Annotated in this window: 21 protein-coding genes; 9 read left to right on the forward strand and 12 right to left on the reverse strand. The window is 59.4% G+C overall.

Annotated features, from left to right (window positions below):
* Positions 1-13 precede the first annotated feature (13 nt).
* Positions 14-1,432 carry a hypothetical protein gene (locus tag DWX58_RS03500; protein WP_118641623.1) on the forward strand — a complete coding sequence of 473 codons (1,419 nt, stop codon included), beginning with the start codon at positions 14-16 and terminating at the stop codon, positions 1,430-1,432.
* A gap of 90 nt (positions 1,433-1,522) precedes the next feature.
* Here DWX58_RS03500 and mtaB read toward each other — a convergent pair whose 3' ends face one another.
* The 3 genes from mtaB to DWX58_RS03515 are packed head-to-tail and all read right to left on the reverse strand — an operon-like array spanning position 1,523 to position 4,647.
* Positions 1,523-2,815: a tRNA (N(6)-L-threonylcarbamoyladenosine(37)-C(2))-methylthiotransferase MtaB gene (mtaB, locus tag DWX58_RS03505; protein ID WP_118641624.1), complete on the reverse strand. Its 1,293-nt coding sequence runs from the start codon at positions 2,813-2,815 to the stop codon at positions 1,523-1,525.
* A gap of 9 nt (positions 2,816-2,824) precedes the next feature.
* Positions 2,825-3,163, reverse strand: a complete 339-nt coding sequence (locus tag DWX58_RS03510) for a cupin domain-containing protein (RefSeq protein WP_118641625.1) — start codon at positions 3,161-3,163, stop codon at positions 2,825-2,827.
* A complete protein-coding gene (locus DWX58_RS03515) occupies positions 3,160-4,647 on the reverse strand; it encodes an AAA family ATPase (RefSeq protein WP_118641626.1) in 1,488 nt (495 codons plus the stop codon). Before DWX58_RS03515 ends, DWX58_RS03510 begins: the two co-directional genes overlap by 4 nt.
* A gap of 225 nt (positions 4,648-4,872) precedes the next feature.
* Between DWX58_RS03515 and DWX58_RS15835 the strand changes: the two genes are divergently transcribed.
* From DWX58_RS15835 to DWX58_RS03530, 3 genes are all read left to right on the forward strand, one after another.
* Positions 4,873-5,979, forward strand: coding sequence for an SH3 domain-containing protein (locus tag DWX58_RS15835; protein ID WP_199648667.1), 1,107 nt, complete (start codon positions 4,873-4,875; stop codon positions 5,977-5,979).
* Between the two features lie 170 nt (positions 5,980-6,149).
* Positions 6,150-6,524 carry a BlaI/MecI/CopY family transcriptional regulator gene (locus DWX58_RS03525; RefSeq protein ID WP_118641627.1) on the forward strand — a complete coding sequence of 125 codons (375 nt, stop codon included), beginning with the start codon at positions 6,150-6,152 and terminating at the stop codon, positions 6,522-6,524.
* A gap of 1 nt (position 6,525) precedes the next feature.
* Positions 6,526-9,009: a M56 family metallopeptidase gene (locus tag DWX58_RS03530; protein WP_118641628.1), complete on the forward strand. Its 2,484-nt coding sequence runs from the start codon at positions 6,526-6,528 to the stop codon at positions 9,007-9,009.
* Positions 9,010-9,151: 142 nt separating this feature from the next.
* Here the strand turns inward: DWX58_RS03530 and DWX58_RS03535 are convergent, their stop codons facing one another.
* Entirely contained in the window at positions 9,152-9,949 is a 798-nt protein-coding gene (locus DWX58_RS03535) for an SDR family oxidoreductase (RefSeq protein ID WP_118641629.1), read from the reverse strand.
* 268 nt (positions 9,950-10,217) lie between these two features.
* Here DWX58_RS03535 and DWX58_RS03540 point away from each other — a divergent pair, with 268 nt between their 5' ends.
* Positions 10,218-12,137 (forward strand): NAD(+) synthase, encoded by a 1,920-nt coding sequence (locus DWX58_RS03540; protein ID WP_118641630.1) that lies wholly within the window; start codon positions 10,218-10,220, stop codon positions 12,135-12,137.
* 108 nt (positions 12,138-12,245) lie between these two features.
* On the opposite strand, the gene DWX58_RS03545 is transcribed toward DWX58_RS03540, so the two are convergent.
* A complete protein-coding gene (locus tag DWX58_RS03545; protein WP_118641631.1) occupies positions 12,246-13,166 on the reverse strand; it encodes a selenium metabolism-associated LysR family transcriptional regulator in 921 nt (306 codons plus the stop codon).
* A gap of 432 nt (positions 13,167-13,598) precedes the next feature.
* On the opposite strand from DWX58_RS03545, the gene DWX58_RS03550 reads away from it, so the two are divergent.
* The 4 genes from DWX58_RS03550 (at position 13,599) to DWX58_RS03565 (ending at position 19,371) form a co-directional block, all read left to right on the forward strand.
* Positions 13,599-14,054, forward strand: coding sequence for a hypothetical protein (locus tag DWX58_RS03550; RefSeq protein ID WP_118641632.1), 456 nt, complete (start codon positions 13,599-13,601; stop codon positions 14,052-14,054).
* A gap of 1 nt (position 14,055) precedes the next feature.
* Positions 14,056-14,628 carry a hypothetical protein gene (locus DWX58_RS03555; protein WP_118641633.1) on the forward strand — a complete coding sequence of 191 codons (573 nt, stop codon included), beginning with the start codon at positions 14,056-14,058 and terminating at the stop codon, positions 14,626-14,628.
* Between the two features lie 157 nt (positions 14,629-14,785).
* Positions 14,786-16,198: a Na+/H+ antiporter NhaC gene (gene nhaC, locus DWX58_RS03560; RefSeq protein WP_118641634.1), complete on the forward strand. Its 1,413-nt coding sequence runs from the start codon at positions 14,786-14,788 to the stop codon at positions 16,196-16,198.
* Between the two features lie 584 nt (positions 16,199-16,782).
* The gene (locus tag DWX58_RS03565; protein ID WP_158579205.1) at positions 16,783-19,371 is read left to right on the forward strand and encodes an S-layer homology domain-containing protein; all 2,589 of its coding nucleotides are present in this window, start codon (positions 16,783-16,785) and stop codon (positions 19,369-19,371) included.
* A gap of 107 nt (positions 19,372-19,478) precedes the next feature.
* Here DWX58_RS03565 and DWX58_RS03570 read toward each other — a convergent pair whose 3' ends face one another.
* The 7 genes from DWX58_RS03570 to DWX58_RS03600 all read right to left on the reverse strand — a co-directional run bounded on the left by DWX58_RS03570 (position 19,479) and on the right by DWX58_RS03600 (position 24,792).
* Positions 19,479-19,889, reverse strand: coding sequence for a hypothetical protein (locus tag DWX58_RS03570; protein WP_118641636.1), 411 nt, complete (start codon positions 19,887-19,889; stop codon positions 19,479-19,481).
* A 368-nt stretch (positions 19,890-20,257) separates the two neighbouring features.
* Positions 20,258-21,985, reverse strand: coding sequence for a phospho-sugar mutase (locus tag DWX58_RS03575; protein WP_118641637.1), 1,728 nt, complete (start codon positions 21,983-21,985; stop codon positions 20,258-20,260).
* Positions 21,986-22,106: 121 nt separating this feature from the next.
* Positions 22,107-22,523, reverse strand: coding sequence for a hypothetical protein (locus tag DWX58_RS03580; protein ID WP_118641638.1), 417 nt, complete (start codon positions 22,521-22,523; stop codon positions 22,107-22,109).
* Positions 22,520-23,431, reverse strand: a complete 912-nt coding sequence (locus DWX58_RS03585) for an RluA family pseudouridine synthase (protein WP_118641639.1) — start codon at positions 23,429-23,431, stop codon at positions 22,520-22,522. The genes DWX58_RS03580 and DWX58_RS03585 overlap by 4 nt, the downstream gene beginning before the upstream one ends.
* Positions 23,428-23,889, reverse strand: a complete 462-nt coding sequence (locus DWX58_RS03590) for a hypothetical protein (RefSeq protein ID WP_118641640.1) — start codon at positions 23,887-23,889, stop codon at positions 23,428-23,430. Before DWX58_RS03590 ends, DWX58_RS03585 begins: the two co-directional genes overlap by 4 nt.
* A 13-nt stretch (positions 23,890-23,902) precedes the next feature.
* Positions 23,903-24,328: a hypothetical protein gene (locus tag DWX58_RS03595; protein WP_118641641.1), complete on the reverse strand. Its 426-nt coding sequence runs from the start codon at positions 24,326-24,328 to the stop codon at positions 23,903-23,905.
* A gap of 29 nt (positions 24,329-24,357) precedes the next feature.
* Positions 24,358-24,792: a hypothetical protein gene (locus tag DWX58_RS03600; RefSeq protein WP_118641642.1), complete on the reverse strand. Its 435-nt coding sequence runs from the start codon at positions 24,790-24,792 to the stop codon at positions 24,358-24,360.
* Positions 24,793-24,799: the final 7 nt, after the last annotated feature.

The raw sequence follows: 24,799 nt of genomic DNA on the forward strand, positions 1-24,799 counted from the left end.
AGGAGGAACTGAAATGGGAACCATGAAAAAGACACTTTTGATCGCGCTGGCCATGATGCTGCTGCTCACCTCCTGCTCCGGCGGTGGGAAGGGATCGGAGAGCTCCAGCCAGGACACGGAGAGCTCCGCCTCCCAATCCCGGGAGGAGCAGGAAGAGCAGGACCGGCAGGCCGCCCTGCAGGCGCTGGAGGGGATCCCCTACTCCGGGGACCGCAGCCGGTGCCGCATGACGGCGGAGCAGGCCCGGGCCTTTGCCCAGATCATTGCGGATGGAATTTCCGGTAAAATTGCCCCCTTTGATGAATATGGCTCTCCGGAGAGCCAGCTGGTCTTTTGGGAGGAGCCCTACTCCGTCTGGGGCTATGGAGGCCTCTATGAAACCGACCGGGCGCAGGTTTACCTGGCAGACCTGGCCGGGGACGGAGTGCCCTACCTGGTTGTCAGCAGCAGTCTGCTGGACAGCGACTCTTTCGAGATTTACGGCTGGAAGGATGGCAAGGCCTCCCGCATCACCGGAGCCGAGTGCTACGGAGGCCGTCAGTCCGTAGAGCTGTGGAAGGGCAGCGACGGCAAATACTACATCAGCTCAGGTGGCTCGGGCGGCGCCGCCTACCACCTCTCCGAGGACTATGTCTTTACAAACGGGGCCATGGAGCTGGCATACAGCTGGGAAGAGGAATACCTGAACGACGGCCGGGTGCGGCTGGTGGAAAACGGAGTGGAGCGGATTTACACTCTGGAGGACTATGAAGCTCTGCCCAGCAGCAGCCCCCTGCCGGAGCGCGCCTCCGAATCCTCCGACGCGGTGGAGCCCTGCGCCCTGCGGGAGATGCTGGACGGTCTGAACCAGTATGGGGAGCTGATCAGCGGGGGCGCGGCCCAGGCCGTCACCATCCCCGAGCTCACCGAGGCCCAGCAGGCGGCCAAGGCCATGTTGAATGTGTTGAATGAGGCCAATTCCGGCGATCCCTACATGGGGATTCTTCAGACCAAACTGGTGGATCTGGATGGGAACGGCGTGAAGGAGCTGTTTGTCCTCACCATAGAAGGCACCCTCTATTACTGGCAGGACGGAGCCCTCCAGAGTAAATACGTGGGGGCCTATGCCGGCGGGAGCCTGAACTGGTACCTGTGCCGGGACAGCAAAACCGGGGAAATGGGCATCGAATATGAGTCCATCGGCGGCGGGGACTTCTCCGGCGGCAGCAGAGCCTATTATTACCTCTCCCACACGGAGGAGATCAGCGATATGAACGATGCCTTCACCGTGAACGGGGCGGATGCCACCCGGGAGGAGTATGACAAGGTCGTCGCCCTCAACCAGCGGCTGGAGACCGTGGGAGGCGACGAGCTATACGGCCAGGGCGACGGAATGGAGGAAACCGTAGCGGAGCTTCAGGCCGCCTTCGGCCAGTACGACCCCGATCTGTAATCATACATCCACGGAGAAAAGGAGCCGGTGGCAATGCCACCGGCTCCTTTGTTATTTCATTCTGTTTTGGGACGGCTTTCCGGGGGACACTTACCCCTCCAAAGTGCCTACCAGGGCGGTATCCTCCACCCGCTCCACACCCACGGTGCGCAGCTGATTGTGGAGGTTCACCTCGCTGTCCACCCGCACCTCGGTGTAGCGGGTGGTATAGCCCCGCCAGTGTCCGTCCCGCTCCTCCTCAAAGAGAACGGGGAGGGACTGGCCCACCCACTGCTCCAAATAGGCCCGTTCCAGCTCTGCGGCCACCGCCGCGGTCCGGTGGGCCCGCTCCTCCTTCACGGCGTTGGGCACCTGGCCGGACATCTTGGCCGCCGGGGTGCCGGGCCGCTTGGAGTAGGGGAAGATGTGCATGGCGGAGAAGGCGCATTTGCGGAGGAAATCCAGGGTCTCCCCAAATTCCTCCTCCGTCTCTCCGGGGAAGCCCACGATAAGGTCGGTGGTGATGCCCGGGCGGTCAAAATACTGCCGCAGCAGGGAGACGCTCTCATAAAACCGGGCGGTGTCGTACTTCCGGTTCATCCGCTTCAGCACCTTGTCGCAGCCCGACTGCATGGACAGGTGGAAGTGGGGGCACAGGTTGGGGAGGGCCGCTCCCCGACGGCAGAAGTCCTCGGTCACGGTTCGGGGCTCCAGGGAGCCCAGCCGCACCCGGCACTGGGGCGCCGCCTGACACACCGCCTCGATGAGGTCCATGAGTGTGGAGCCGTCCTTAAATTCGTGGCCCCAGGAGGAGATCTCAATGCCGGTGAGCACCAGCTCCCGGTAGCCCTCCGCCGCCAGGGCGGCGGCCTGCTCCCGGGCCTTGTCCAGGGGCAGGGAGCGGATAGCTCCCCGGGCGTAAGGGATGATGCAGTAGGAGCAGAAGTTGACGCAGCCGTCCTCCACTTTCATCATACACCGGGTCCGTCCCTCCAGCCCGCCGGGAGGAAGCACCTCAAAAATGCGGCGGCGGAAGGGGTCGTCCAGCGCGGAAAGGGGCTGGCGCTCCTGCCAGGTGCGCTCCAGCAGCTCCACAAAGCCGGTGCGGTCTCCCGTGCCCGCCACCAGGTCCACCTCCAGCCCCTCCATGTCTCCGGGGTGGGTCTGGGGGTAACAGCCGCACACCGCCACCAGAGCCTCCGGCGCCCGCTTCCGGGCCCGGCGGATCATCTGGCGGGACTTTTTGTCGCTCACCGCGGTGACGGTGCAGGTGTTGATGACGTAGGCGTCCGCCTCCCCCTCAAAGGGGACCAGGGTGTGGCCCCGGGTCTGGGCCAGCTGCTCCAGGGCCTGGGTCTCGTACTGGTTGACCTTGCAGCCCAGGGTGTAAAAGGCAATTCTCATAGTCGTTCCTTACTTGGCGGGGTGCTCAGGGACCACGGCGAAGAAGTTGAGGTCCCCGTCGCTGTCGTTGATGAGGCTGTGGCTGTGGCCCATGGGGCAGTAGTGGCAGTCACCGGCGGCCAGCGTCTCATACTCCCCGTCGTAAAGCACCTTGCCGGTGCCGGACAGGATGTAGATGATCTCGCTGCCCGTGTCGTGGGTGTGAAGGCCGATGGAGCTGCCGGGGGCCAGCCGGCCCCGCATGATCTTGTTGTTCTCGTCGGTGTACATCCGGGCGTTCAGGGCGCCTTCGCCCCCCTTGAACTGGGGCAGGACCTTCTCTTCCATCTGGTCAAACAGAATTTTCATTTGGACGGTTCCTCCTCTGTATCTGATTCCGAAGCCTCGGGCTCCGGGTCTTTCAAATCCTCCGGGCGCAGCTCCATGAGCTGCTCCTTGGTGGGTGCCTCCAGCTGGGCCACCCGGTCGGACTGGCGGGCCACCGCCTTCTCAAAGAGATTGCGCACGTCCCGGGCGTTGCCGAAGTTCTCGTCCCGGTTCTCGTAGAGCTCTTTCAGGTCCTCCCGGACCCAGGTCTCTCCCTCCGCTGACAGCTGGTAGCCATTTTTCCGGCACATGGACTGGAAAATCTCCATGAGCTGGCCGCCGTCGTAGTCCTCGAAGAAGAAATACTTGTTAAACCGGGACTCCAGGCCGGGGTTGGCGTGAATGAATTTCTCCATGGGGCCGGTGTAGCCTGCCACGATGACGATGAGGTCATCCCGGTGGTCCTCCATGTTTTTCAGCAGCACCTCGATGGCCTCGTGGCCGAAGTCGTTGCCGTTCTCCTGGTTCACCAGGGCGTAGGCCTCGTCGATGAACAGCACGCCCCCGATGGCCTTCTGGACCACCTCCTGGGTTTTCAGGGCGGTCTGGCCCACAAAGCCGGCCACCAGGCCGGAGCGGTCCACCTCCACCAGCTGCCCCTTGCTCAAAACGCCGATGCAGCGGTAGATTTTGGCCAGCAGCCGGGCCACAGTGGTCTTTCCGGTGCCCGGATTGCCCAGAAACACCAGGTGCAGAGACATGGGCGGGACGGGCAGGCCCGCCTCCTGGCGGAGCTTGCGCACCTTCACCAGGTTGATGAGGCTCTTTACGTCCTTTTTGACCTTCTCCAGTCCGCACAGACCGTCCAGCTCCGCCAGAACCTCCTCCAGCTTGGGGGGCTCCTCTTCCGCCTGCTTCTCCTCCGCCTTTTGGGGCGCGGTCTCCTCCTTCTTCTTCTGAGGGGCGGCGGGGGCGGTGGGAGCAGAGGGCGGCGTGACAGGCCGGGAGACAAAGTCCCCGGCATTGAGGGCGGGGCGGTCGGGCCGCAGACCGTCCTGATCGCACAGGGCAATGAGGGTATCGCTGCAGGCGTTGACAAAGCCCGCCTCGCTCTCGCTCACCAGATCGTCCACCGCCGCAAAGAGCAGCAGAATGAGGGTCAGTTGGTCGGAAAAGCGCCTTGCCAGGCTGGTGCCCTTCATTCGGTCATACCGGCGCAGGTCCTCAAAGAAGGCAGGGGGCCGGAACAGGTCAAAGGTCGCCACCCCGGTGGCCACCTCCCAGTAGAGGGCGGAGGGCACGGGGTTGCCCGCGGAGTAGATGGCGTTATAGAACTCCACATGCCGCGGGGTGATGGAGCTGGCGTTGTCCGCCTGCCACACTCCCAGCACATACTGGCGCATGTAGCCGTCCACCTGGCGGCTGAAGGTCATGCGCAGAGCCGGGTCGGGAATCAGCTTGCGAAAGGCGGTCACGGCCTCGTTATACTGCTTATGGGCCTCGGTGGCGGTGATAGTCCCCCCCACGGCGTCCCCCTCCTGTCTGTCCGGCGCCTGGAAGCGCCGGGGATTCAGCAGGTATTATTATATGAAAAAACGAGGGGACGGTCAAGCTGAGCCAGAAGTAGACATAAAAATATAAACAATTTGTTATTTCGCCTTTTTTCGTTGACGGAGCGGGAAAATGCTTGTACAATAAAAGTAATCCTGCCCAGGCAGGAGATCAACCAGGTTATAAGCGGAGGTATGGATATGGCAGATAAACGGCAGCCCTCCCGGCGCCTCTCTTCTTCCGGTAAATCGTCCGGCAAAACATCCGGCAAGCAGGCCTCTTCCCAGAAGCAGGCCGCGCCTCGTCAGACTTCTTCGGGCAAAGCGCCCGTTTCTCAGCGGCAGTCTCCCATCCGCCGCCCGGACATGATCCGGTGCGAAAACTGTGGAGAGGATTACTCCAGCACCTATAAGCGCTGTCCCTTCTGTGACGAGCGCCCCGGCCGTACCGGCATCGGTGGCCGTCGGGTGGCCGGCGGCGGGAACGGACAGGTCCACCCGGTGCAGCTGGTGGGTCTGGTCATCTCTCTGGTCCTCATCATTGCAGCGCTGTTCATTGTCTTTACCCGCATCGCCCCCATGTTCCTGGGCGGCAGCAGCGGCGGCGAGGGTTCCTCGGTGAGCACCAGCCAGAGCGCCGGCACCTCCCAGGATGCCAGCGGCTCCGGAATCCCCGACGGCTCCTCGTCCACCGACTCCTCGGCCCCTGACATCTCCTCCGGCAGCGGCGAGGGCACGGGCAGCACCTCTCAGGGAACGGGGACCGCAACCGTCACTTCCATTACCCTGAACAAGACGGACATGACCCTGCAGCCCGGTGAGACCACTCAGCTCACCGCCACCCTGGCTCCCGCCGGCACCACCGCCACCGTCACCTGGTCCAGCAGCGACACCTCTCTGGCCACGGTGGACGAGTACGGCAACGTGAAAAACGTCAACCAGGGCACGGAGAAGAAGAAAGCGGTCATCACTGTCACCAGCGGCGGTGTCACCGCCACCTGCGACGTCCACTGTAAGCCCGCCAACACCTCCTCCGGCTCCGGTTCTGAGGGCTCCGGCGAGACCGGCGGCTCCACCGGCGGAAACACCTCCGGACCCGTGGCCGCCAACACCCCCGGCACCATCACCAACGCCGGAAACGGCCTGAACGTCCGCTCCGGCCCCGGCTCCTCCTATGACAAGATCGCCAGCGTGAAAAACGGCGACAAGATCATCATTCTGGAAGATGCCGGCTCCGGCTGGTACAAGGTGGACATCGGCGGCGGCGTCACCGGCTATGTGTCCAGTGACTATGTCTCGGTGAACTAACCCCACAACCGAATTTTTCCTCTGCACATTGAGCGGCCGTCCAAAAGGACGGCCGCTTTTTTGTCCATTTCGCAGAATGTAAAAAAGTTTTCTTCTCCCTCTTGACCGCTTATTTAGACAATTGTAAAATGCAAATAGATAGACAAACGTCTAAAACGGAGGTGACCCCTATGGCAACTCTGACCCATTTGCCCGACGCGGAGCTGGAGGTGATGCAGGCCCTGTGGGCTCTGGACCACTACCCGGCCCACACAGCGGATATCGCCCAAGGGCTCAGCCGGGACTGGAAGGCGCCCACCCTCATCAAGCTCCTCTCCCGGCTGGAGGAGCGGGGCTTTGTGGAGGGCCGGAAGGAGGGCCGGGCCAACGTCTATACCCCCGTGGTACAGCGGGAGGACTACCTGGCCGCCGAGAGCCGCTCCTTCCTCAACCGGCTCCACGGCGGTTCCCTGTCCAGTCTGGTGGCCGCTCTCTTCCCCAAGGCCCGCCTCACCGGTGAGGACATCCGCCGTCTGGAGGAAATTCTGAAACAGGAGGGCAAGTGACATGATGCAGCTTCTCCCCAATCTGTTTCCCCTCAGCCTCACCTGCGGCGCGGTTATCCTCCTGTTGCTTCTGCTCACCCCTGTTCTGTCCAGACGGTTCACCCCACGGTGGCGGTACTGGGCGTGGCTGTTTGTGGCTGTGCGGTTGGTTGTGCCCTTCTCCCTCTCCTGGCACCCTGTGGAGCTGTCCGCCCCCGCCTCCCTCACCGCCCCGTCCTACGACCCCCAGATGACCCGTGAGGTGGAGCAGGCCAATCCCTACGGCTGGCAGGGCAAGGTAACCGGAGATACCACCTACCAGGTGTGGTACACAGACGATCAGAACACGGAGCACCGTATTGTTGACCTGATGCTGGTTCGGCTGGAGGGGGTTGACGGAGTCTGGTCCACCTCCTTCCGCTGGAACTATATCTGGGCCGCCGGCTGGGCGGTCAGCTTTGCCCTGCTGGTGCTGGGCTACCTGCGTCTGTGCCGCCAGATGGCCCGCCGCCGTCTGCCTGCTTCCCGGGAGGCGCAGGAGGAGCTGGAGCGGCAGCGCCGACTCCTGTCGGTCACTGGGAATGTGCGCCTCTTTCAGGTTCCTGGCCTGGCTTCCCCGCTGCTCATGGGCTTTCTCCGCCCCACGGTGCTGCTCCCCCATGACCTCCCCTCCGCCGCCTTGCCGGTTGCACTGGCCCACGAGCTTCAGCATCTGAAGCGGCAGGACCTGTGGTACAAGCTTCTGCTGTCCCTGGTGGGGTGTATCCACTGGTTCAACCCCCTGGTGAGGATCATGGTTTGCAAGGGAGGACAGGATGTGGAGCTATGCTGCGACTACGACCTACTGAAAACCCGGGATGTGGCGGGCCGGAGGGCCTACGGCCAGGCCATTCTGGATCAGATGACCGCCGGGGACCGGGGCCTCTCCCGGCTGACCACCGGCTTCTCCGGAGACAAGAAGGAGGTCTTTGCCCGGTTCAAGGCCATGATGGACACCGCTCCCAAGCGCCGGGGCCGGATTGCCCTGGCGGCGGCCCTGGTTGTGGTGGTGCTGGCCGGGAGCCTGGTGGGCTGCCAGACCGGGGCCGGCACGCCGGAGGGAGACGGAGCCTGGATTGCGGACATCAACCCGGAGGCGGGCACCGTCACCTACTACCCCCTGTCTCAGGGACTCATTGGAGATGAAGATGCACTGGAGGAGTGGCTCTGGGGGGAGGACGGCATGGCGGCAGAGGAGCCCCGCACCGTCTCCCTCAGCGAGGATATTCAGTTCCGCCACACCTATGATGGGGAAACCTACTCCATTCCCGCCTCTACCATTCAGTTCTCCGTCTCCATGACCCAGACGGGCGCCCTGGGTGAGGTGGAAGTGAAAGGCGGCAAAGCCGTCCGGGTCCAGCTGGCCTCCGCCGCCCATCTGGACCTGTCTGTCCCCAACCTGGACTTCACTGGCTACTGCGGAACGGTGTACGCCGTGGGGATGGGAGGTGCCCGGTTCCAGGATGGAATGGAAAATCTGTCTGTGGATCCCTGCACTGAGACCGGAGCAGACGGTGACCACACCTATTATACCCTGCCCCTGGCCCCGGATGCCGCCATTTCGGAGGAAGATCTTCCCTTCCTCACCGGTCTATCCAGCGCTGCGTACCCCAACTACTGGCAGCTCACCCTGGTGGATGGCCAGGTGACTTCCATCAACCGCCTGTGGGAGGCCTCCATCCGCGCGCTGGAGACCATGTCCACCCTCCGTGCAGAGGATATTGCAACCATCTCTTTCTCTGGCGGCCCGGTGGCCTCCGGTTGGTTGGAACGTTTGGACCGCGAGGAGCTGGCCCAGCTAATCCAGCTGGCCGCCGGTCAGCCCCCGGTGGCGGAGAGGGAATACAGCGACGAAAACGGCCTGGACTACGGCCTTTGGTCGCTGGATCTCCGACTTACAAACGGCGAGATTCTTTCCCTCAACGCCGGACGGGCGGAGGACCAGATCAGCGTCACGGAGCCGGTTTGCCTGGATGGCTGCACCAAGCTGTACCAGCTCATCCGCACCGCCACCGACAGCACCCAGGTCATTTCCGTCACCGATTCGGAGGTCCTCTCTGTGATGAACGAGGTCCTTTCAGACACTCTGGACCTGTGGCACACCCCGGATTACGGCGGAGGCTTTGAGGACTCCTATCTGGAGGCCCAGCTCACCCGTCTGGAGCAGCCAGCCCTTCCCGAAAGCCTGGGGGAGAACGTGGAGCTCTACGTCTACGACTTTGGCTTTGTGGTGGAGGACCTGTTCCACGTGCTTTGGGCGGGCGCTCCCTGGGTGGACAGCCAGCTGCGCTACCACCCCGGCGGCAATTACTATCTGGCCGTGGAGCGGGCGGAGGACGGCTCCATCACCCGCTGGGGTGCCTTCCAGCATGAGTTCTCCCCTCCCTTTGACAACTGGGAGCTGGAAACCTGGGAAGCCTTCTCTGCAAACGTCCAGTCGGCCCTGGCCCGTGGTGGGGTGGAGTAACCCTTCTTTTCAAAAAATGGTCCAGGCCGTTCCGGCACCTTTTTCCCGCTTGTATCCACTTGGACAATTTGACCCGGGCGGACCATGTCAGCAGCATGGTCCGCCCGGGTTTTCGTCTGTTCTATGGATTTGTACCGCTCCCTCAGGCCTCGCCCGGCTGAAACTCCGTCTGAATCCCCGTGCGGCAGCCCAGTCCCATGGATGCGTCGATGTTGGCCCCGTGGAGCAGGGTGGACTCGTCCTTCAGCAGCTCACACAGCCAGTAGGCCACGTCCCTTGGCTGGATGAGCCGGTTTTTAGCCTGATGCCGCGCAAACTGCTCCCGCACCTCCGGCGTCATGTACTGCAGCGTGCTGGCGTAAAACATCCCCGTCTCCATGGAGCCCGGGCTGACGCAGAAAACGTCAATGGGGGTGTACACATTCTCTGCCGCCAGCTGTTTGGCCAGAAAGGCCACCGCCGCCTTGCTCATGCCGTCGCTGAGGGTGAAGTGGGGGAAGGCAGCCACGCCCCCGTCCACCGACGAGAGGAAGATCAGCTTGGTCTTTTCCGTCTTCTGCTCCAGCATGGGCTTCATCTTCTTGTAAATCCACAGAGGACCCAGGGCGTTCACCGTCATCAAGGCCACGTCATTGGCGGCGTCCAGGCAGTCCCCCTGAGGGGCGTAGCTCTTGACCGTGGCCGAGCCCAGGCCGGCATTGAAAATGACGCCGTACCACGGGTGCTCCACCAGAAAGTCCGCCTGCTCCACCTGGGCCAGATCGCCCTGGTCCAGCCTGTGGGCAAAGACCCTGCCCTCATACTGCCGGACCAGCTCCTGGGCCTGTTCCGCGGACTTCCGGTAGGTCAGGTGGACCTCGTACCCCTTCTCCGCCAGCATCATCACCGTCTCCCGGCCCACTCCCTGTGTTCCGCCCGTCACCAGCACCTGTTTCGCCATGTGTTTCGTCCTCCCGACAACCGCGTGTGTCAGCAGCCCTTGCCCCATGGGCGGACTGCTGCGTGAATGTGAGACTATTATAAATTTCTCCCGTCGGATTTGTCACTACCCCGAAGCGGTAAATTTGTCAGATGCCGCACGGGTGCTGTCCTGCGGTTTCCCCGGCACGCCCCTTGTATTTCCCCCAAATTTACGGTATGATAGGTTCCGAAAATAAGCGGTAAACGCCGAATGATGAACCATTCACTTCCAAGGGAGGTTTTCTTACATGCGGGACGGATTTGTCAAAGTGGCCGTAGGCACCCCGGAAATCCGGGTGGCCGACTGTGCCCACAACGCCCAGGCCTGTATTGCCCTTATGCGCCAGGCGGCAGAGCAGGGCGTCAAGGTGCTGTGCCTGCCGGAGCTGTGCCTGACCGGCTACACCTGCGGCGACCTGTTTTTGCAGGACACCCTGCTTCGCGGGGCGGAGGAGGCCCTGGGCCAGGTGCTGGCGGCTACGGAGGAGCTAGACCTCTTCCTGGCGGTTGGCCTGCCCGTGCGGGCCGGGGGCAAGCTCTACAACTGTGCCGCCCTCCTCTGCCATGGGGAGCTGCTGGGTCTGGTGCCCAAGACCCACCTGCCCAACTACGGCGAATTCTATGAGAAACGTTGGTTTGAGCCCGCCCCGGAGGAGGAATTCCTCTGCCTGACCCTCTGCGGCCAGGAGGTTTTCCTGGGCAAGCACCAGCTCTTCCAGTGTGACACGATGCCCGAGCTTGTCATCGGTGTGGAGATCTGCGAGGATCTGTGGGCCCCGGTGCCTCCCTCCGTCTCCCTGGCCACCCACGGGGCTACTCTGATCCTCAACCTGTCCGCCTCCAACGAGACGGTGGGCAAGGCGGACTACCGCCGCGCCCTGGTGGCGGGACAGTCCGGGCGGCTGCTGTGCGGCTACCTCTATGCCGACGCCGGGGAGGGGGAGTCCACCACCGACCTGGTCTTTGCCGGGCACAACATTATCGCGGAAAACGGCGCCGTGCTGGCCGAGGAGCGCTTTGCCTCCGGCCTCACCGTTACCGAGGTGGATGTACAGCGCCTGGCCTTTGAGCGCCGCCGCAACACCACCTTCCCCGCTGCCGGGCAGGAGCGAATGGACTTCAGCACCTTCTCTCTGGAAATGACCGACACCACTCTCACCCGCCCCGTCTCCCAGAACCCCTTCGTCCCCGAGGACGGCGGCCACTTGGACGAGCGCTGCCAGGAGATTCTCACCATTGCCGCCCTGGGCCTCAAGAAGCGGCTGTCCCACGCCCGGGCCAAAACTGCCGTGGTGGGTCTGTCCGGCGGACTGGACTCCACCCTGGCCCTGCTCATCACTGCCCGGGCCATGGCTCTGCTGAACCGTCCCATGACCGACATCATCGCCATCACCATGCCCTGCTTCGGCACCACCGCCCGCACCAAGTCCAACGCCCAGGTGCTGGCCGAGCGCATCGGGACCTCCTTCCGCACCGTGGACATCGGCGAGGCGGTGAAGGTCCACTTCCGGGACATTGGTCAGTCCATGGAGGACCTGTCTGTCACCTTTGAAAACGGACAGGCCCGGGAGCGCACCCAGGTGCTCATGGACATCGCCAACCAGACCGGCGGCATGGTCATCGGCACCGGCGACCTCTCCGAGCTGGCTCTGGGCTGGGCCACTTACAACGGGGACCACATGTCCATGTACGGCGTCAACGCCGGCATCCCCAAGACCCTGGTGCGCCACCTGGTGGCCTACACCGCACGGCAGGCCCAGGACACCGACCCCCAGCTGTCCGCCGTGCTGCTGGACATTTTGGACACCCCCGTCTCCCCTGAGCTGCTTCCCCCCAAGGAGGGGGAGATCGCCCAGAAGACGGAGGATCTGGTGGGTCCCTATCAGCTCCACGACTTCTATCTCTACTACGCAATACGGTGGGGCTTCTCTCCCCGGAAGGTGTACCGGCTGGCCCTGTCCGCCCTGGGCGGCCAGTATGACCGGGCCACCATTCTCAAGTGGCTCAAGAACTTCTACCGCCGCTTCTTTGTCCAGCAGTTCAAGCGCTCCTGCCTGCCCGATGGCCCCAAGGTGGGCTCGGTGTCCCTGTCCCCCCGCGGGGATTGGCGGATGCCCAGCGACGCCGTGTCGGAGTTGTGGCTCAAGGAGCTGGAAGATCTGACCTGAACCACCCAAACTTCAAAACAATGCGCGCAGCCCCGAAGCAGAGGCTGCGCGCATTATTTTATGTCTGACCACGGAGCTACTGCTGCCAGACCCCTTTACGCATCTCGATTAATAATAGATCTCGTCAATATTATAGTGGTGCCGGGCAAAATTGTGGAACTTCCACGCAATCGTCGGCAGAGTAATACTGGAATTGCGCACCAGAAAAACAGGCTGGGGCGGAAAGCGCTTCTCCATCTCTGCAATCAAAATGTCCCCGCACTGAAAGGCCTGTTCTGCCGCGTGGCGAGCCACGATGGCAATCCCAAGTCCCAGGGAAACCAATCGAATGATGGCCTTGGTATCATTACACTCCGCCACGATTTTAAGCTTGTGGGGTAAAATGCCAAATTGTTTGAGCCGATACTCAAAATCCTTGCAGATCACCGAATCCTGTTCCCAGGTGATAAAGTGCTCCCGCTCAATATGCCGCAATGAAAATTCTCTGCTGGTGATAAGGTGCTTGAATCGGTTGTTGTTGGGGGTAATCACCACCCACTCCTCCGTCCCAATCTGGTCGATGTGACACTGAGCGGAGGGAATAAAAAATTCCGTCATTCCAATCTCTACCTTACCCTCGGCCACATCCTGAACGATCTGAGCGCTCTCACTGCTCAGAATCCGAAAGTAGGTATTGTGGTACCGCTTGTGGAAGGCTGAGATGACCTGAGGGAGATAGAACCGCATGGGAAGAGGGGAGGCCGCAATAGATACAATCCCCTGAACCGGATTTTGTATGTCCTGGATGGATTGCATCGCACGTTCCCGCAGATCCAGCAGCTCACAGACGTGTCGGTAAAAAACCAGGCCGTCTTTCGTGGGCACAATCTCTTTTCCAGTGCGCACAAACAGCTTGGTGTCCAGTTCCCGCTCCAGCGCCAGAATCTGGCTGCTCACTGCCGGCTGGCTCAGATAGAGCTGCTCCGCAGCCTTAGAAAAGCTTTTTAATTTCAAGACGGTTCTGAACGTTTCCAACTGGTTAAATTCCAACCCGCTTCGCCCCCTCTAGTTTCCGAGTGTGTTAAATCTGATTGTTTCAGCCCTGATTATACCATATTCCCCGGTTTTATCGGGTAAAACTTTAGTTTTTTCCGGATTGAAAAAATTTATACGTGTTTCCTGGCTATTAAGATTTCTGATAGCAGCTCCCGCGGTTGCACATTTTTTGTAAAGGCAGAAATTTTGTCTTTAAATTCCGGTTTTTTGCAGAATTTTTTTATTTTTTCCTGCAAATAAATATTTGCTCATCCCCATATATATAAGTTAAAGGCCAACATGCGGTGCTTAAATTTCTTTCTCACTAGCGTTTTAAACAGTTGATGTGAGAACATGAAACCTTTACAATCACCCACATACCAGCCAAGCACAAGCTTGACGGCCCCATGGGCCAACCATTCTATTTAGTTAGGGGAAGTGTAACGTATGAGCAAATTAAGATTTACCTTTGCAGACGGAACCTACGCTCTCGGTTCGGTGCTGGAAAAAGAAGAACCGGAGTGCAGCGCAAAAGTCTATGAGCTTCTGGCCAATGGCCCTGTCCGTCTGGCCTGCTACAACACCGTATCCACCGGTGGATTCTTCGCCGGATTTCCCCGTCCCCCCAAGGAGCCTGTTCTGGCCGGTACCCAAGTAGAGGGCATCGGCAACCACAACAAAAAAATCTATGATTTGGAGCCCGGCGAAATTTGCTGGACCGGCTGGAACTTCTGGTTCAGCTATATGCCTAACACAGAACCCGTGGGCATTGGCGGCCCGGTTACGGTCGTTATTGACCCGGAATATATGGATGCGTACATCAAGGCCTGCAACAAAGTGTGGGATAACCAGTACCGTGAGCACGTACTCCCCGTAGTTGTGGTTGAGAAGGAGGACAAGTAAAATGGCAATGGATTGGAGAGACGTCAAGGCTGAAATCGAGGCCGAAATTGATAAGATCTGGTTTGACGAGCCGCTGGAGCTGACCTTATCCAAGCGAGGGATCTTCCCCAGCGGTGCAGGCGCCCACCAGCAGGCCTTTGGCAACTTTGTATTTCTGTTTGCAGACACCCACGCCATCGGCGGCTTTGTCATTGAGGCTCCCATGTATTCCTTTGTTGACAATCCCAGCTTTACTCTGGATCACTGCAAAACCATTTTCACCGCCATCAACATGAACAAGTGCCGGATCATGGGCGCCAATCACGGTCCCGACAGCAAGTGCCCCGCCGCCTGGCTGAACATGCCCAAATTCCAGAAATTCTATCTGGATATTGAGGCCTGCCTGGACACGGTTAAGACCAAGGAGGAGTTCAAGAGCCTTCTGTGGAGCTGGTTCAACTACGTGGATCGCTTCAACAAGTGGGTCTATGTTCTGTTCCCCTGGAGCGCCGTGGGCGACCAGATGCCGTTGATCACCGGCAAGGACATTTCTCCCGCAGATTTGGAGCTGTGCAAAGAGGCCGGACTGTTTTGATTCGCCGGACACACAGCGCATTTCAAGCATAACTTTCGCGGTAGAAGTTTGGAACGCACCAGGAACGGGATGAAAAATCCCGTTCCTGGTGCATTCAGGGCCCGTGGCTGGACCGACTTGTTTGCCGCAAGAAATCTAATAAAGGAAGTGAACGACCATGGAGGCAAAAACAGAATCGCGTGTCCCCCTTTGGCAGGTTATCGTACTGTTTGTTTTCCTGATATGTTCGATTATTGTTTCCGTCCAGCTCTTTAACGAGTCTGCGCATATCCCCATCCTGCTGGCTGCGGTTCTGGCGTCCATCATGGCCGTTCGAGCCGGCATTAAGTACAGCGAACTGGAAGAAAGCATGGCCGAGTGCATCAAGTCGGCTGCTCAGGCAATTTTGATCATGCTGATCATCGGAATTGTAATCGGCATATGGATCCTGGCTGGTATTGTTCCCAGCATGATTTATTACGGTCTGGAGCTTCTGTCGCCCTCCTTTTTCCTGGTGGCAGCCCTGCTTATGTGTTCCGTAGTCTCCATTATGACTGGAAGTTCCTGGAGTACCATCGGAACCATCGGTGTGGCTCTGATCGGGGTTGGGATTGGTCACGGCGTCCCGGCCAGCATGACCGCCGGCGCCATTGTCTCTGGTGCCTATTTCGGCGACAAAATGTCTCCCCTGTCCGAAACCACTAACCTTTCTCCCGCTATGGCCGGTACCGACATCTTTTCCCATATCAAACATATGGCTAAGACTACTACGCCAGCCTATATTATTTCCATTATTGTTTTTACCATTTTAGGTCTGCAGTTCCGGGAGGGCTCCGTTGATGCCAGCACGGTCAACAGCTACCTGGAGTGTCTCAGCGCCAATTTCAACATCTCTCCCATCATGCTCCTACCTCCGGTCTGCGTGGTCCTGATTGTTTTGCTGAAGGTCCCCGCTATCCCCGGCCTGCTGGCTGTGGCCGGTTTGGGCGCCGTTTTTGCCATCGTCTTCCAGGGGGCCAGTCCTGCATCCATTGTGGTTGCCGCTCACTCTGGTTTCAAAATTGAGACAGGTGACGCTGTGATCGACCAGCTGCTGAACCGGGGCGGATTGGGCAGCATGCTGGACACCGTGGCTCTGATTCTAATTGCCCTGGCGTTTGCCGGAATCCTGGACCGGTCCGGTATGATCCGAACCGTGATTGAGGTGCTGCTGAAAAAGGCTAAGACCGACCGGGGCGTACTCATCTCCGCTATGGCTACCGTATTGTTCTGCATCTTTACTACCCAGGCCTATGTGGCCATGGTGGTGCCCGGACGGATGTACCGGGAGGAATTCCGCAAGCGCGGCCTGCATCCCGTAAACCTTTCCCGCATTTTGGAAGACGTGGGTACACTGTGTTGTCCCCTGTGTCCCTGGAGCACGGACGGCGTTTATATTACCGCTACGCTGGGTGTCGCTACGGGAAGCTACTGGATGTTCTGTATTTTAAATTTGGTAAATCCGATCATTTCTCTGTTCTGCTCTTGGACCGGCCTGACTATTAAACATATTACGCCCGAGCAGGCAGAGCAAGATGTTATTTCTTTGTAAGCCCAGCCAATAAGAGAGTTTCTGCGGTCTCCTGGCACTCTCTCCTTGGGCAAAAATACCGGGCCGGAATCCCCCTCAATAAAAGCGACTGCCTAAGGTCTCAAAACAGACCATGTCTACCAAATGTCTACCAAAAAAGGCGCGGAACCCTTGTGGCCCAAGGGTTCCGCTGTTTTTCCATTTTCTGGGTGTCTACCAAATGTCTACCAAGATAACTTTTTGACCGCAAAAGTGGCTGTTTTTCTAGCTTTTCGTTGGATTTTCCTCACAAAATCTTGAGTGCAAGGGGCGTTATACTTTTCTCCGGGAGAAAAGTTGGCTCAACCGCCTGTTTTCGCCTGTTTTTTCACCAAAATGAGCTGGAAAACGGGCTGCAAATTCCGACCCCTTTCGACCCGATTTTCCGGCAGACCGGAGCGCCGCCGACCTTGTTTCAAAGCGGGCATCCTGATGTTCCTTTGACGGTTGGCGCCGGGCGCGGCGGCGCTCCGCTCTGTTCGATGGTGTGGAACTGGGGAGGGATTTTACCTGCGGGTTTTTCCGGCCTAAGGCCGGTGAACCAAAAATTAAAAGGAGGAATTCCAATGAGAAACCTGAAGCGGGCTCTCAGCCTGGCTCTGGCTTCTGTCATGCTCCTGGGCATGATGGTGGTCGGTACCGGCGCGAGCTATGCCGACGTGACTTCCGAGGACAACAAGGAAGCCATCGAGGTACTCCAGACCATTGGCGTCATGGTTGGCGATAACAACGGCAACTTTAACCCCGACGCTATGGTTACCCGTGAGCAGATGGCTGTCATTATGTGCAACCTGCTCGACTACACCGTGTCCACCTACAAGGGCACTACCAAGTTCACCGACGTCTCCGAGTGGGCTCTGCCCTATGTGGAGGCCTGCTATACCAACGGCATCATCGCTGGCTATAGCGAGACTCAGTTCGGCGGCAACGACTCCGTTACCACCTCTCAGGCTGCTCTGATGATCCTGAAGGCTCTGGGCTATTTCCAGGAGGCCGGCGACTTCGGCAGCGACTGGGTTGTTTCCACCATTCGTGTGGGTGCTCAGGCCGCGCTGTTTGATGGCGTGGACAACGGCGCCACCGAGGCCCTGACTCGCAACGACGTGGCTCAGATCGTGCTGAACGCTCTGAAGGCTGAGTGCGTTATGATCGGTTCTCACGACCTGGTTGCCGACGGCAAGGGTGGCTTTACCACCAAGGCTGTTTATGTGCCCCGCACTGGCACTTCCAGCAAGTATAACGCTATCGTCGGCACCCCTGCCAAAACCATCAACCTGGGCGAAGAGCTGTACAACGGCACTCTGACCCAGAACGCCAACACTACCGACGCCTTTGGCCGTCCCGCTACCAAGTGGAGCTATAAGTCCACCACCATCGGCACCTTCGCCGATCAGCCCATCGCTACTTACACTGCCAAGGCCTCCAAGGGCACCCTGTATGACCTGGTGGGCAGCAGCGTAGTCAGCGATCTGGCCATGAAGAAGACCCCTCTGTCCTCCGGCGATCAGGATAAGCTGGTTGTCTATGTGGATGGTGTTCAGGTCACCACTGGCAACAAGAACAACTACTTTGGCCGCAACAGTTCTGATGGTGGTGTGTCCGGCAACGGCGTGCTGACCGAGGTCTATCTGGACAATAACGGCAACGTCACCCTGGTTTATGTCAACACCTACCTGATGCAGGCCACCAACAACTACAGTGAGAGCAAGGGCACCATCAATGTGTCCCTCAAGGGCACCAAGCCCTCTGGCTTGAGCGTCAACGCTCTGGACATCGATGATTTCGATGCCATCGCTGATTTCAAGGCCGACGACTATATCCTGTATACTGCCTCTCAGAAGAGCGGTTCCTGGGAGATTCAGTCCGTGGCCAAGGCTGAGGTTGTGACCGGCACTGTGGAAGCTTTCTCCACCGGCAACTATGGCTATGTCAAGATCGACGGCACTCAGTACGATTATGCGCTGAAGGCTGCTTCCGACTCTTCCAACGGCTATGCGACCGAGTACGTGGTCACTGACACCGCCTCCGTGGTGGTGGACGCCAACGGCTATGTCCTGTACGTGGATAACGCCTCCATCTCTGTTGGCAACTACGTCTTCATCAAGAACTTCGCCGAGGCTTCTTCCCTGGCCACTAAGATCATTGCCGATGCCACCTTTACTGACGGCACCAAGGCTGAGATCACCATCAAGGAAGTATATCATCGTAGTGGCGGCACCCTGAACTCCACTCCCACTACCATTACCGGAAACAACAACACCAAGTGGGGCGGCTGGTACGCTTACACCAAGAACAGTAAGGACGAGTACACTCTGAAGCAGGCTGTGACCACCAGCTATAATACCGGTGTTGCTATCTCCAACGGCAAGGCTACTATTTCCTCCGTTGGTACCGCTAATGCCGATACTATCTTCCTGGTGAAGAAGACCGACGGTGATAAGGCTCTGTCCGTTTACACCGGTATTACCAACGTGCCCAGCATTACCAACGGCACCGTCTGGGCAATTAACGCCAAGGACGATTCCAGCAAGAAGCTGTCCGTTGTCTATGTCGAGGCTACCAAGAACAACATTGATAACGCTATCACTGAGAATGTTCTGTTCCTGCTGAAGCATGACTCCACCTATGTGGATACTGCCGACAATGAGAAGGTCTATGTTTGGAATGCCCTTCTGAACGGAGAGGAAGTCCAGATCAAGTCCAAGACCATTGACAATGTTTCCTATAGCGCTGGCCAGGTGTTCGAGGATTATTCCATCGACAGCGAAGGCTACTACGAGGCCGGCAATCCCTTTGCCAATGGCAACAAGACCGCTGTTGACACTCTGAAGATTGCTAACAATCATGTGATTGCTCTCAGTGGAAATACCCTGACGATCGGCGGCAAGGATTATATTGTCGACGATGACACCATCATCAATCTGGTGATGCTGCCTGCTGCCAATGCCAATGGTAACAAGCTGAAGAACGAGATCATGACTGACGACAATGCCAAGTACGAGACTGGCCTTGGTATTGATGCTGGTGATCTGGAAGGCCGTTTCGATGGTTACAAGGTGACTGGTAAGGTCTATGCCTCTTATGTGGACGACAAGAGCGACACCGACCTTCTGGCTTCCGTTTATGTAGTCATCACCGCTGTTCAGGCTATCTAATCTTCGGCAATAAGTTTCCGAGGATGATGTCAATTTAAAAATCCCTACTAGGATTTTTAGCAGCCTAAGACACCCCGCGCTGTAAAGCGCGGGGTGTCTATTTCTATTTATTTTAATGCTACATAATGAAGCACCTGGTCAGTCAGATTTGAGTACACATTTGTATAGTCTGATCTTTGATAGTAAACCTGAAATCCGCCATCCACGATTGACAGTATGGTGTAAGAGTTGGACGTTGTGGGTTGTCCCTGCAACGCAAGTCCTCCATAGTACCCGTTCCCCGCAGAAGAATATGTATAACCATGTCCATTGCAGACATACACCGCTCTTGGCGTAAAACCCAGATCGATAAACCGGCTTGTTGCCCCGTTCCCCACATAGGTACCCGTGACAATCACAGGGATTGTTGCCAGCGCCGCATCAATTTTTGCGTTGTCTTCATTAAATTCCGTGCGAATTACTTTGTCCTCGGCCGCCCACTGATTTAATCCGTAGTTGCTGGTCTGTCCGCTTGCCATGAAAATTCCTCCTTTTGAGACACATTTGCTGCCGCACTTCGCCGGAGGCCTCCCCTATTAAAGGGAATGTCCGTAAAACGCGAATAGGTTTTGCAGTCACCCCTCAAAAAAGCCTCCCACGGGCAAAGAGGCGAAGCGCAGCTTCGCAGAAAGTTCTTTGCCACGCTTTCTTTCAAGAAAGCGTGCAAGAAAGCGGGGAAGAAAGCGCAGCTCTCGTACCTGGCGGGCAGTTGCACAAAATCGTACACATTCATACAAATATTGGAAATTTTGCCCCACCATGCCCTGGGGCTTCAACCAAAATAAAAAGCAAGGCCCGCCTCCCAAAGGAGGCGGGCCTTGCGGCATTTTCTTCAACGATAAGTGGTTCAGCCCTTGAGGGTCTCGGCCCAGGCGGCGTACTTGGCCACCTTCTCGTCGCAGTCGGCCTTGGAGGTGCCGTTGGCCAGGATATAAACCTTGACCTTGGGCTCGGTGCCGGAGGGACGGACGATGAGGCTGGTGCCGTCGGCCATCTCATAGCGCAGCACGTTGGAGCCGGTGAGCTCCATGGTGGACTTGCTGCCGTCGGCCACGGTGACCACGCTGCCGTCCTGGTAGTCCTTCTGCTGGCGGACCGCCACGCCGGCGATCTCCACCGGGGGCTTCTCCCGCAGGCCGGCCATCAGATCGGCCATCTTCTTCAGGCCATCCAGGCCGGGCATGACCAGGTTCAGGGTCTTCTCACCGTAGTAGCCGTACTTCTCAAAGAGCTGCTGGAGGGCATCGTACAGGGTCAGGCCCTGAGAGGCGTACCAGGCGGCCATCTCGGTGAGCTCCACGCTGGCGGAGACGGCGTCCTTGTCCCGCACGTAGTCGCCCAGCATGTAGCCGTAGGACTCCTCGTAGGACATGATGACCTTGCCCTGGCCGCTCTCCTCCAGCTGGTCCTTCTTCTGGGCCAGGAACTTGAAGCCGGTGAAGGTATCGTAGCACTGCAGGCCATTGACCTCGGCCACCTTCCGGGCCATCTCGGTGGTCACAATGGTCTTGAGGGCCACCGGCTTCTCCGGCATCTTGCCGGTGCGGCGCTTGGCTCCAATCAGGTAGTCCAGCAGCAGCACGCCCGTCTGGTTGCCGGAGATGACCACAAAGTCGTCGTCCTTGGTGCGCACCATGATGCCCACGCGGTCGGCGTCGGGGTCGGAGCCCAGGATAAAGTCGGCGTTGTTCTTCTTGGCCAGATCCACCGCCAGGTAGAAGCCCTCAGGGTTCTCCGGGTTGGGGGAGACCACGGTGGGGAAGTCGCCGTCAATGACCATCTGCTCGGGAACGCAGATGACGTTCTTCATGCCCAGGCGCTTGAGAGCCTCGGGAATGAGCTTGTAGCCGGTGCCGTGAAAGGGGGTGTACACCATCTTAAAGGTATCGGCCACCTGCTCCACCACCGCCTTATCGTTGACCTGCTCCATGACGTTGGCCAGGAACTTCTCGTCGGTCTCGGCGCCCATGAGGACGATCTTGCCCTCGGCCACCGCCTGGTCGTAGTCCATCCGCTTGACGCAGGCGAACACGTCCAACTCCTTCATCTTCTTAGCCACCTCGTCGGCGTGCTTGGGGGGCAGCTGGGCGCCGTCCTCCCAGTACACCTTGTAGCCGTTATACTCCTTGGGGTTGTGGCTGGCGGTGACGTTGATGCCGGCGATGCAGCCGTACTCCCGGACCGCGAAGCTGAGCTCGGGGGTGGGGCGCAGGGACTCGAAAAGACGCACGGGGATGCCGTTGCCCGCCATGACGCAGGCGGCCTCCCGGGCGAAGATGTCCGAATTGTTCCGGCAGTCGAAGCAAACCGCCACACCCCGGGCGGCGGCCAGGGGGCCCTCCTCCAGGATGACCTGGGCAAAGGCCTGGGTGGCGTGACGGATGACATGGACGTTCATCCGATAGAGACCCACACCCATGGTGCCGCGGAGTCCGGCAGTGCCGAAGGCCAACTGATCAAAAAAGCGGGACTCGATCTCCTTGTCGTCATTCTGAATGGCCTCCAGCTCGGCCTTCTCCTGGGCGGAGAGGGCGTGGCTATTCAACCAGGCCTGGTAAGTATCGCGATAGGACATGACAACGACCTCCTATGTTAAAATCTCCCTCGGGCAGCGGCCCAATTATGTGGTTTCATTATAGCATCCCGGCAGAGAGACTTCCAGTGGTTCTTGGAGAACGGAAGGAGAAATTTCGCTGTTAATACTTCTTTTCGCAGTAGCAGTTGGCGCACAGCAGCACCACAAAGAGCACCAGTACCACAGCGAACAGCGTCAGGGCCACCACAATCCAAGAAAAGGACTGGGTAAAGCCGTAGGCCACCAGGGCCAGCAGCGCCCCGGCCAGCAGCAGGCCGTTGAGGATGCGCAGGGTCATGTAGCCGCTCTGGACGGCGATGAACAGGGCCCGCTCGTCTATTTTGCCCGCAATTTCGGTCTCCAAATCTTTTTCAGAGCAGGCAAACCACAGGTTTCCGCCCGCCATGGCGGCCAGCAGCAGGGCGCCGATGAGGTAGCGGAGGGAGGGCCCCTGGATCAGGGTCAGAAAGAGTATGCCGCCGCACAGCGCCAGGCAGAGAAGCCCCGTGAAGAAGGGGCGGTAATGTCGGATTTTCATACAAAATCTCCTTTCCATTGGGGGACAAGGGTCTCCATATCATGGGGCAGAGGAGCTGTAAAGGTGAGCTCCTGTTCGGTAATGGGGTGACGGAAGGTGACCTGCCAGGAGTGGAGAGCGGGGCGGGGAATGAGCTCCGGCGCCTCCCGGCCGTAGAGAAAGTCCCCCAGCAGGGGATGGCCCAGGTGGGCCATGTGGACCCGAATCTGGTGGGTGCGGCCGGTGTCCAGCTCCAGACGCAGCAGAGAACAGGCCCCGTCCGTCCACAGGGTCTCATACCGGGTGCGGGCCGCCTTGCCGTCGGGGCGCACCTCCTGCTCCACCAGGGAGCCCGTTTTGGGGCCCAGGGGGGCGTCGATGAGCCCGGAAGGAGGCTGGGGCGCTCCCTCGCACACCGCCAGATAGGTCCGGCGGAACTGGGGGGTGTGGAGCTGCTCCTTCAGCACCTCCTGGGCGTGGGGATGCTTGGCCACCACCAGCAGGCCGGAGGTGCCCCGATCCAGACGGTGAATGGGGTGAGCGTCCCCCTCAATCCCCTTCAAATCGTAATAATAGAGAAGGAAATTACAAATTGTATCGTCAAAATGGCCCGGACCGGGGTGGACAGGGACGCCGGGGGCCTTGTTCAGTACCAAGAGGTCCTCGTCCTCGTAGACAATATCCAGAGGGCCAGGAGCAGGGACGATGCCGCTGCGCCGCTCGGGGTCCGACAGCCGCACCGACAGCACCTGCCCCTCCCGGGGGCAGAACCGGGTGTTTACCCGCACCCCATCCACCAGAATGCCGTCCTCCAGCCACTTCACCCGCCGCACCACCGTCCCGGACAGGCCCAGGTGCTTTTTCAGCAGGGTGTCCACCTTGATGCCCGCCAGCTCCGCCGTGACGGGCAGCTCCAGCCGGCGGCTCACAGCTTTTTGGACAGCCGCCAGTAGGCCGCCCCGTACAGGAGGGCGTAGAGCACCAGGCAGCCCACCGCCGCCATGGCCAGACGGGTGTCCACGGCGATGAGGACAAAGGATGCTCCCGCCAGTAGGAAAATGAGGGCGTCCCCGGCAAGCCGGGCGGCCTGGGACGTCAGGTATTGGCCCCGCTCGTCCCGCTCCCGGATGCGGGCGGACTTCCAGCGCTCCGGGTGGCGGAGCATCATCTGAGAGCGGAGGACAATACCGCAGGCGGAGATGAGGATGCCAAAGCTGGCACCCCGGTAGAAAGCCCGGGCCATGTCGCTGAGGGGACTTTGGGGCAGCAGGGTGACCGAGACAATAAGCCCCAGCAGACCCAGACCTGCCAGCCACAGGCCAACGCGGCGGCGGGTGCGGAGGACCCGGCCATAGTCATCCCCCGCAGTACAGCGGTTGATTATCATGAAAACTCCCTCCTTACAGGCGACGGTCCCAACGGGCCAGGTTCACAAGGTAAAAGACATTGTGGAGGACAACCGCCCCGGTGGAGAGGATCATCCACAGCAGACTTCCCTGCATCAGGGCCACCACAAAGGGGACCCACAGCAGGCACAGCGTCCAGTAAAAGCTGCTCTGTGCGGCCTTCTCCCGGATGAGCACCACCCGCTCGTCGTACTCCGCCCGCTCCGCCTCCCTGCGCTCCTCCGGGGACATGGAACGCATCAGCAGGGGGATGAGCAGAGCGGTTCCTCCCACGCCGCCCAGAGCGCCGCCGCACCCGCACATGAGGCCAATGATAGAGCCGGGCAGGCGATCGCCCAGCACCAGGGCACACCCTATGAGCAGAAGTCCGGCCAGCAGCCCAAGGGCTCCCAGTACCAATTTTCCGCGCTCGTTTTTCATAGCGATATCCTTTCTGCTGCAAGGCAGCTTCACATCTCACTCTTGAGCCGTACGCCCTTCCACAGGTAGGCGATGAGCTGAACGACGAACACCGCCAGCACCGTGTACTCCCCCACCGTCTGTTCCAGCGTGGACAAAATGAAGTAAGCCGCCGCCAGCACGTAGCAGGACACCTCAAAGCCAAAGGCGGCCGCCTTTTCCTCCATGAGCTGGTTGCGCTCATCCCGCTGGGCCACTTCCATCTCCCGCCGGGTTTGGGGGTCGGCCTTCTGCCAGATTTCCCGATGCAGGCCACTCATGAGGTACAGTACCAAGGCGGCACCGAACAGGCCCTGAAAGGCGTTTTCCACGATGCGGGAGAGGTCTTCGGGCAGCTCCAGCCCCGGCAGAATCAGCCAGCGGGCCGCCATGCTGACCACAATCAGAGCAATTGCCACACGTTCCTTGGTCTTACTCACGTTCACAGCACAT

Source organism: Pseudoflavonifractor sp. AF19-9AC (assembly GCF_003478995.1).
Taxonomy (GTDB): domain Bacteria; phylum Bacillota; class Clostridia; order Oscillospirales; family Oscillospiraceae; genus Lawsonibacter.

Excerpts from the sequence above, each read along its gene's own strand:
- DWX58_RS03540 (WP_118641630.1), top strand. The coding sequence starts at position 10,218 with ATGCGGGACGGATTTGTCAAAGTGGCCGTAGGCACCCCGGAAATCCGG.
- DWX58_RS03555 (WP_118641633.1), top strand. The coding sequence starts at position 14,056 with ATGGCAATGGATTGGAGAGACGTCAAGGCTGAAATCGAGGCCGAAATT.
- DWX58_RS03570 (WP_118641636.1), bottom strand. The coding sequence starts at position 19,889 with ATGGCAAGCGGACAGACCAGCAACTACGGATTAAATCAGTGGGCGGCC.
- DWX58_RS03530 (WP_118641628.1), top strand. The coding sequence starts at position 6,526 with ATGATGCAGCTTCTCCCCAATCTGTTTCCCCTCAGCCTCACCTGCGGC.
- mtaB (WP_118641624.1), bottom strand. The coding sequence starts at position 2,815 with ATGAGAATTGCCTTTTACACCCTGGGCTGCAAGGTCAACCAGTACGAG.
- DWX58_RS03575 (WP_118641637.1), bottom strand. The coding sequence starts at position 21,985 with ATGTCCTATCGCGATACTTACCAGGCCTGGTTGAATAGCCACGCCCTC.
- nhaC (WP_118641634.1), top strand. The coding sequence starts at position 14,786 with ATGGAGGCAAAAACAGAATCGCGTGTCCCCCTTTGGCAGGTTATCGTA.
- DWX58_RS03535 (WP_118641629.1), bottom strand. The coding sequence starts at position 9,949 with ATGGCGAAACAGGTGCTGGTGACGGGCGGAACACAGGGAGTGGGCCGG.
- DWX58_RS03565 (WP_158579205.1), top strand. The coding sequence starts at position 16,783 with ATGAGAAACCTGAAGCGGGCTCTCAGCCTGGCTCTGGCTTCTGTCATG.
- DWX58_RS03500 (WP_118641623.1), top strand. The coding sequence starts at position 14 with ATGGGAACCATGAAAAAGACACTTTTGATCGCGCTGGCCATGATGCTG.
- DWX58_RS03590 (WP_118641640.1), bottom strand. The coding sequence starts at position 23,889 with ATGATAATCAACCGCTGTACTGCGGGGGATGACTATGGCCGGGTCCTC.
- DWX58_RS03525 (WP_118641627.1), top strand. The coding sequence starts at position 6,150 with ATGGCAACTCTGACCCATTTGCCCGACGCGGAGCTGGAGGTGATGCAG.
- DWX58_RS03580 (WP_118641638.1), bottom strand. The coding sequence starts at position 22,523 with ATGAAAATCCGACATTACCGCCCCTTCTTCACGGGGCTTCTCTGCCTG.
- DWX58_RS03550 (WP_118641632.1), top strand. The coding sequence starts at position 13,599 with ATGAGCAAATTAAGATTTACCTTTGCAGACGGAACCTACGCTCTCGGT.
- DWX58_RS15835 (WP_199648667.1), top strand. The coding sequence starts at position 4,873 with ATGGCAGATAAACGGCAGCCCTCCCGGCGCCTCTCTTCTTCCGGTAAA.
- DWX58_RS03510 (WP_118641625.1), bottom strand. The coding sequence starts at position 3,163 with ATGAAAATTCTGTTTGACCAGATGGAAGAGAAGGTCCTGCCCCAGTTC.
- DWX58_RS03595 (WP_118641641.1), bottom strand. The coding sequence starts at position 24,328 with ATGAAAAACGAGCGCGGAAAATTGGTACTGGGAGCCCTTGGGCTGCTG.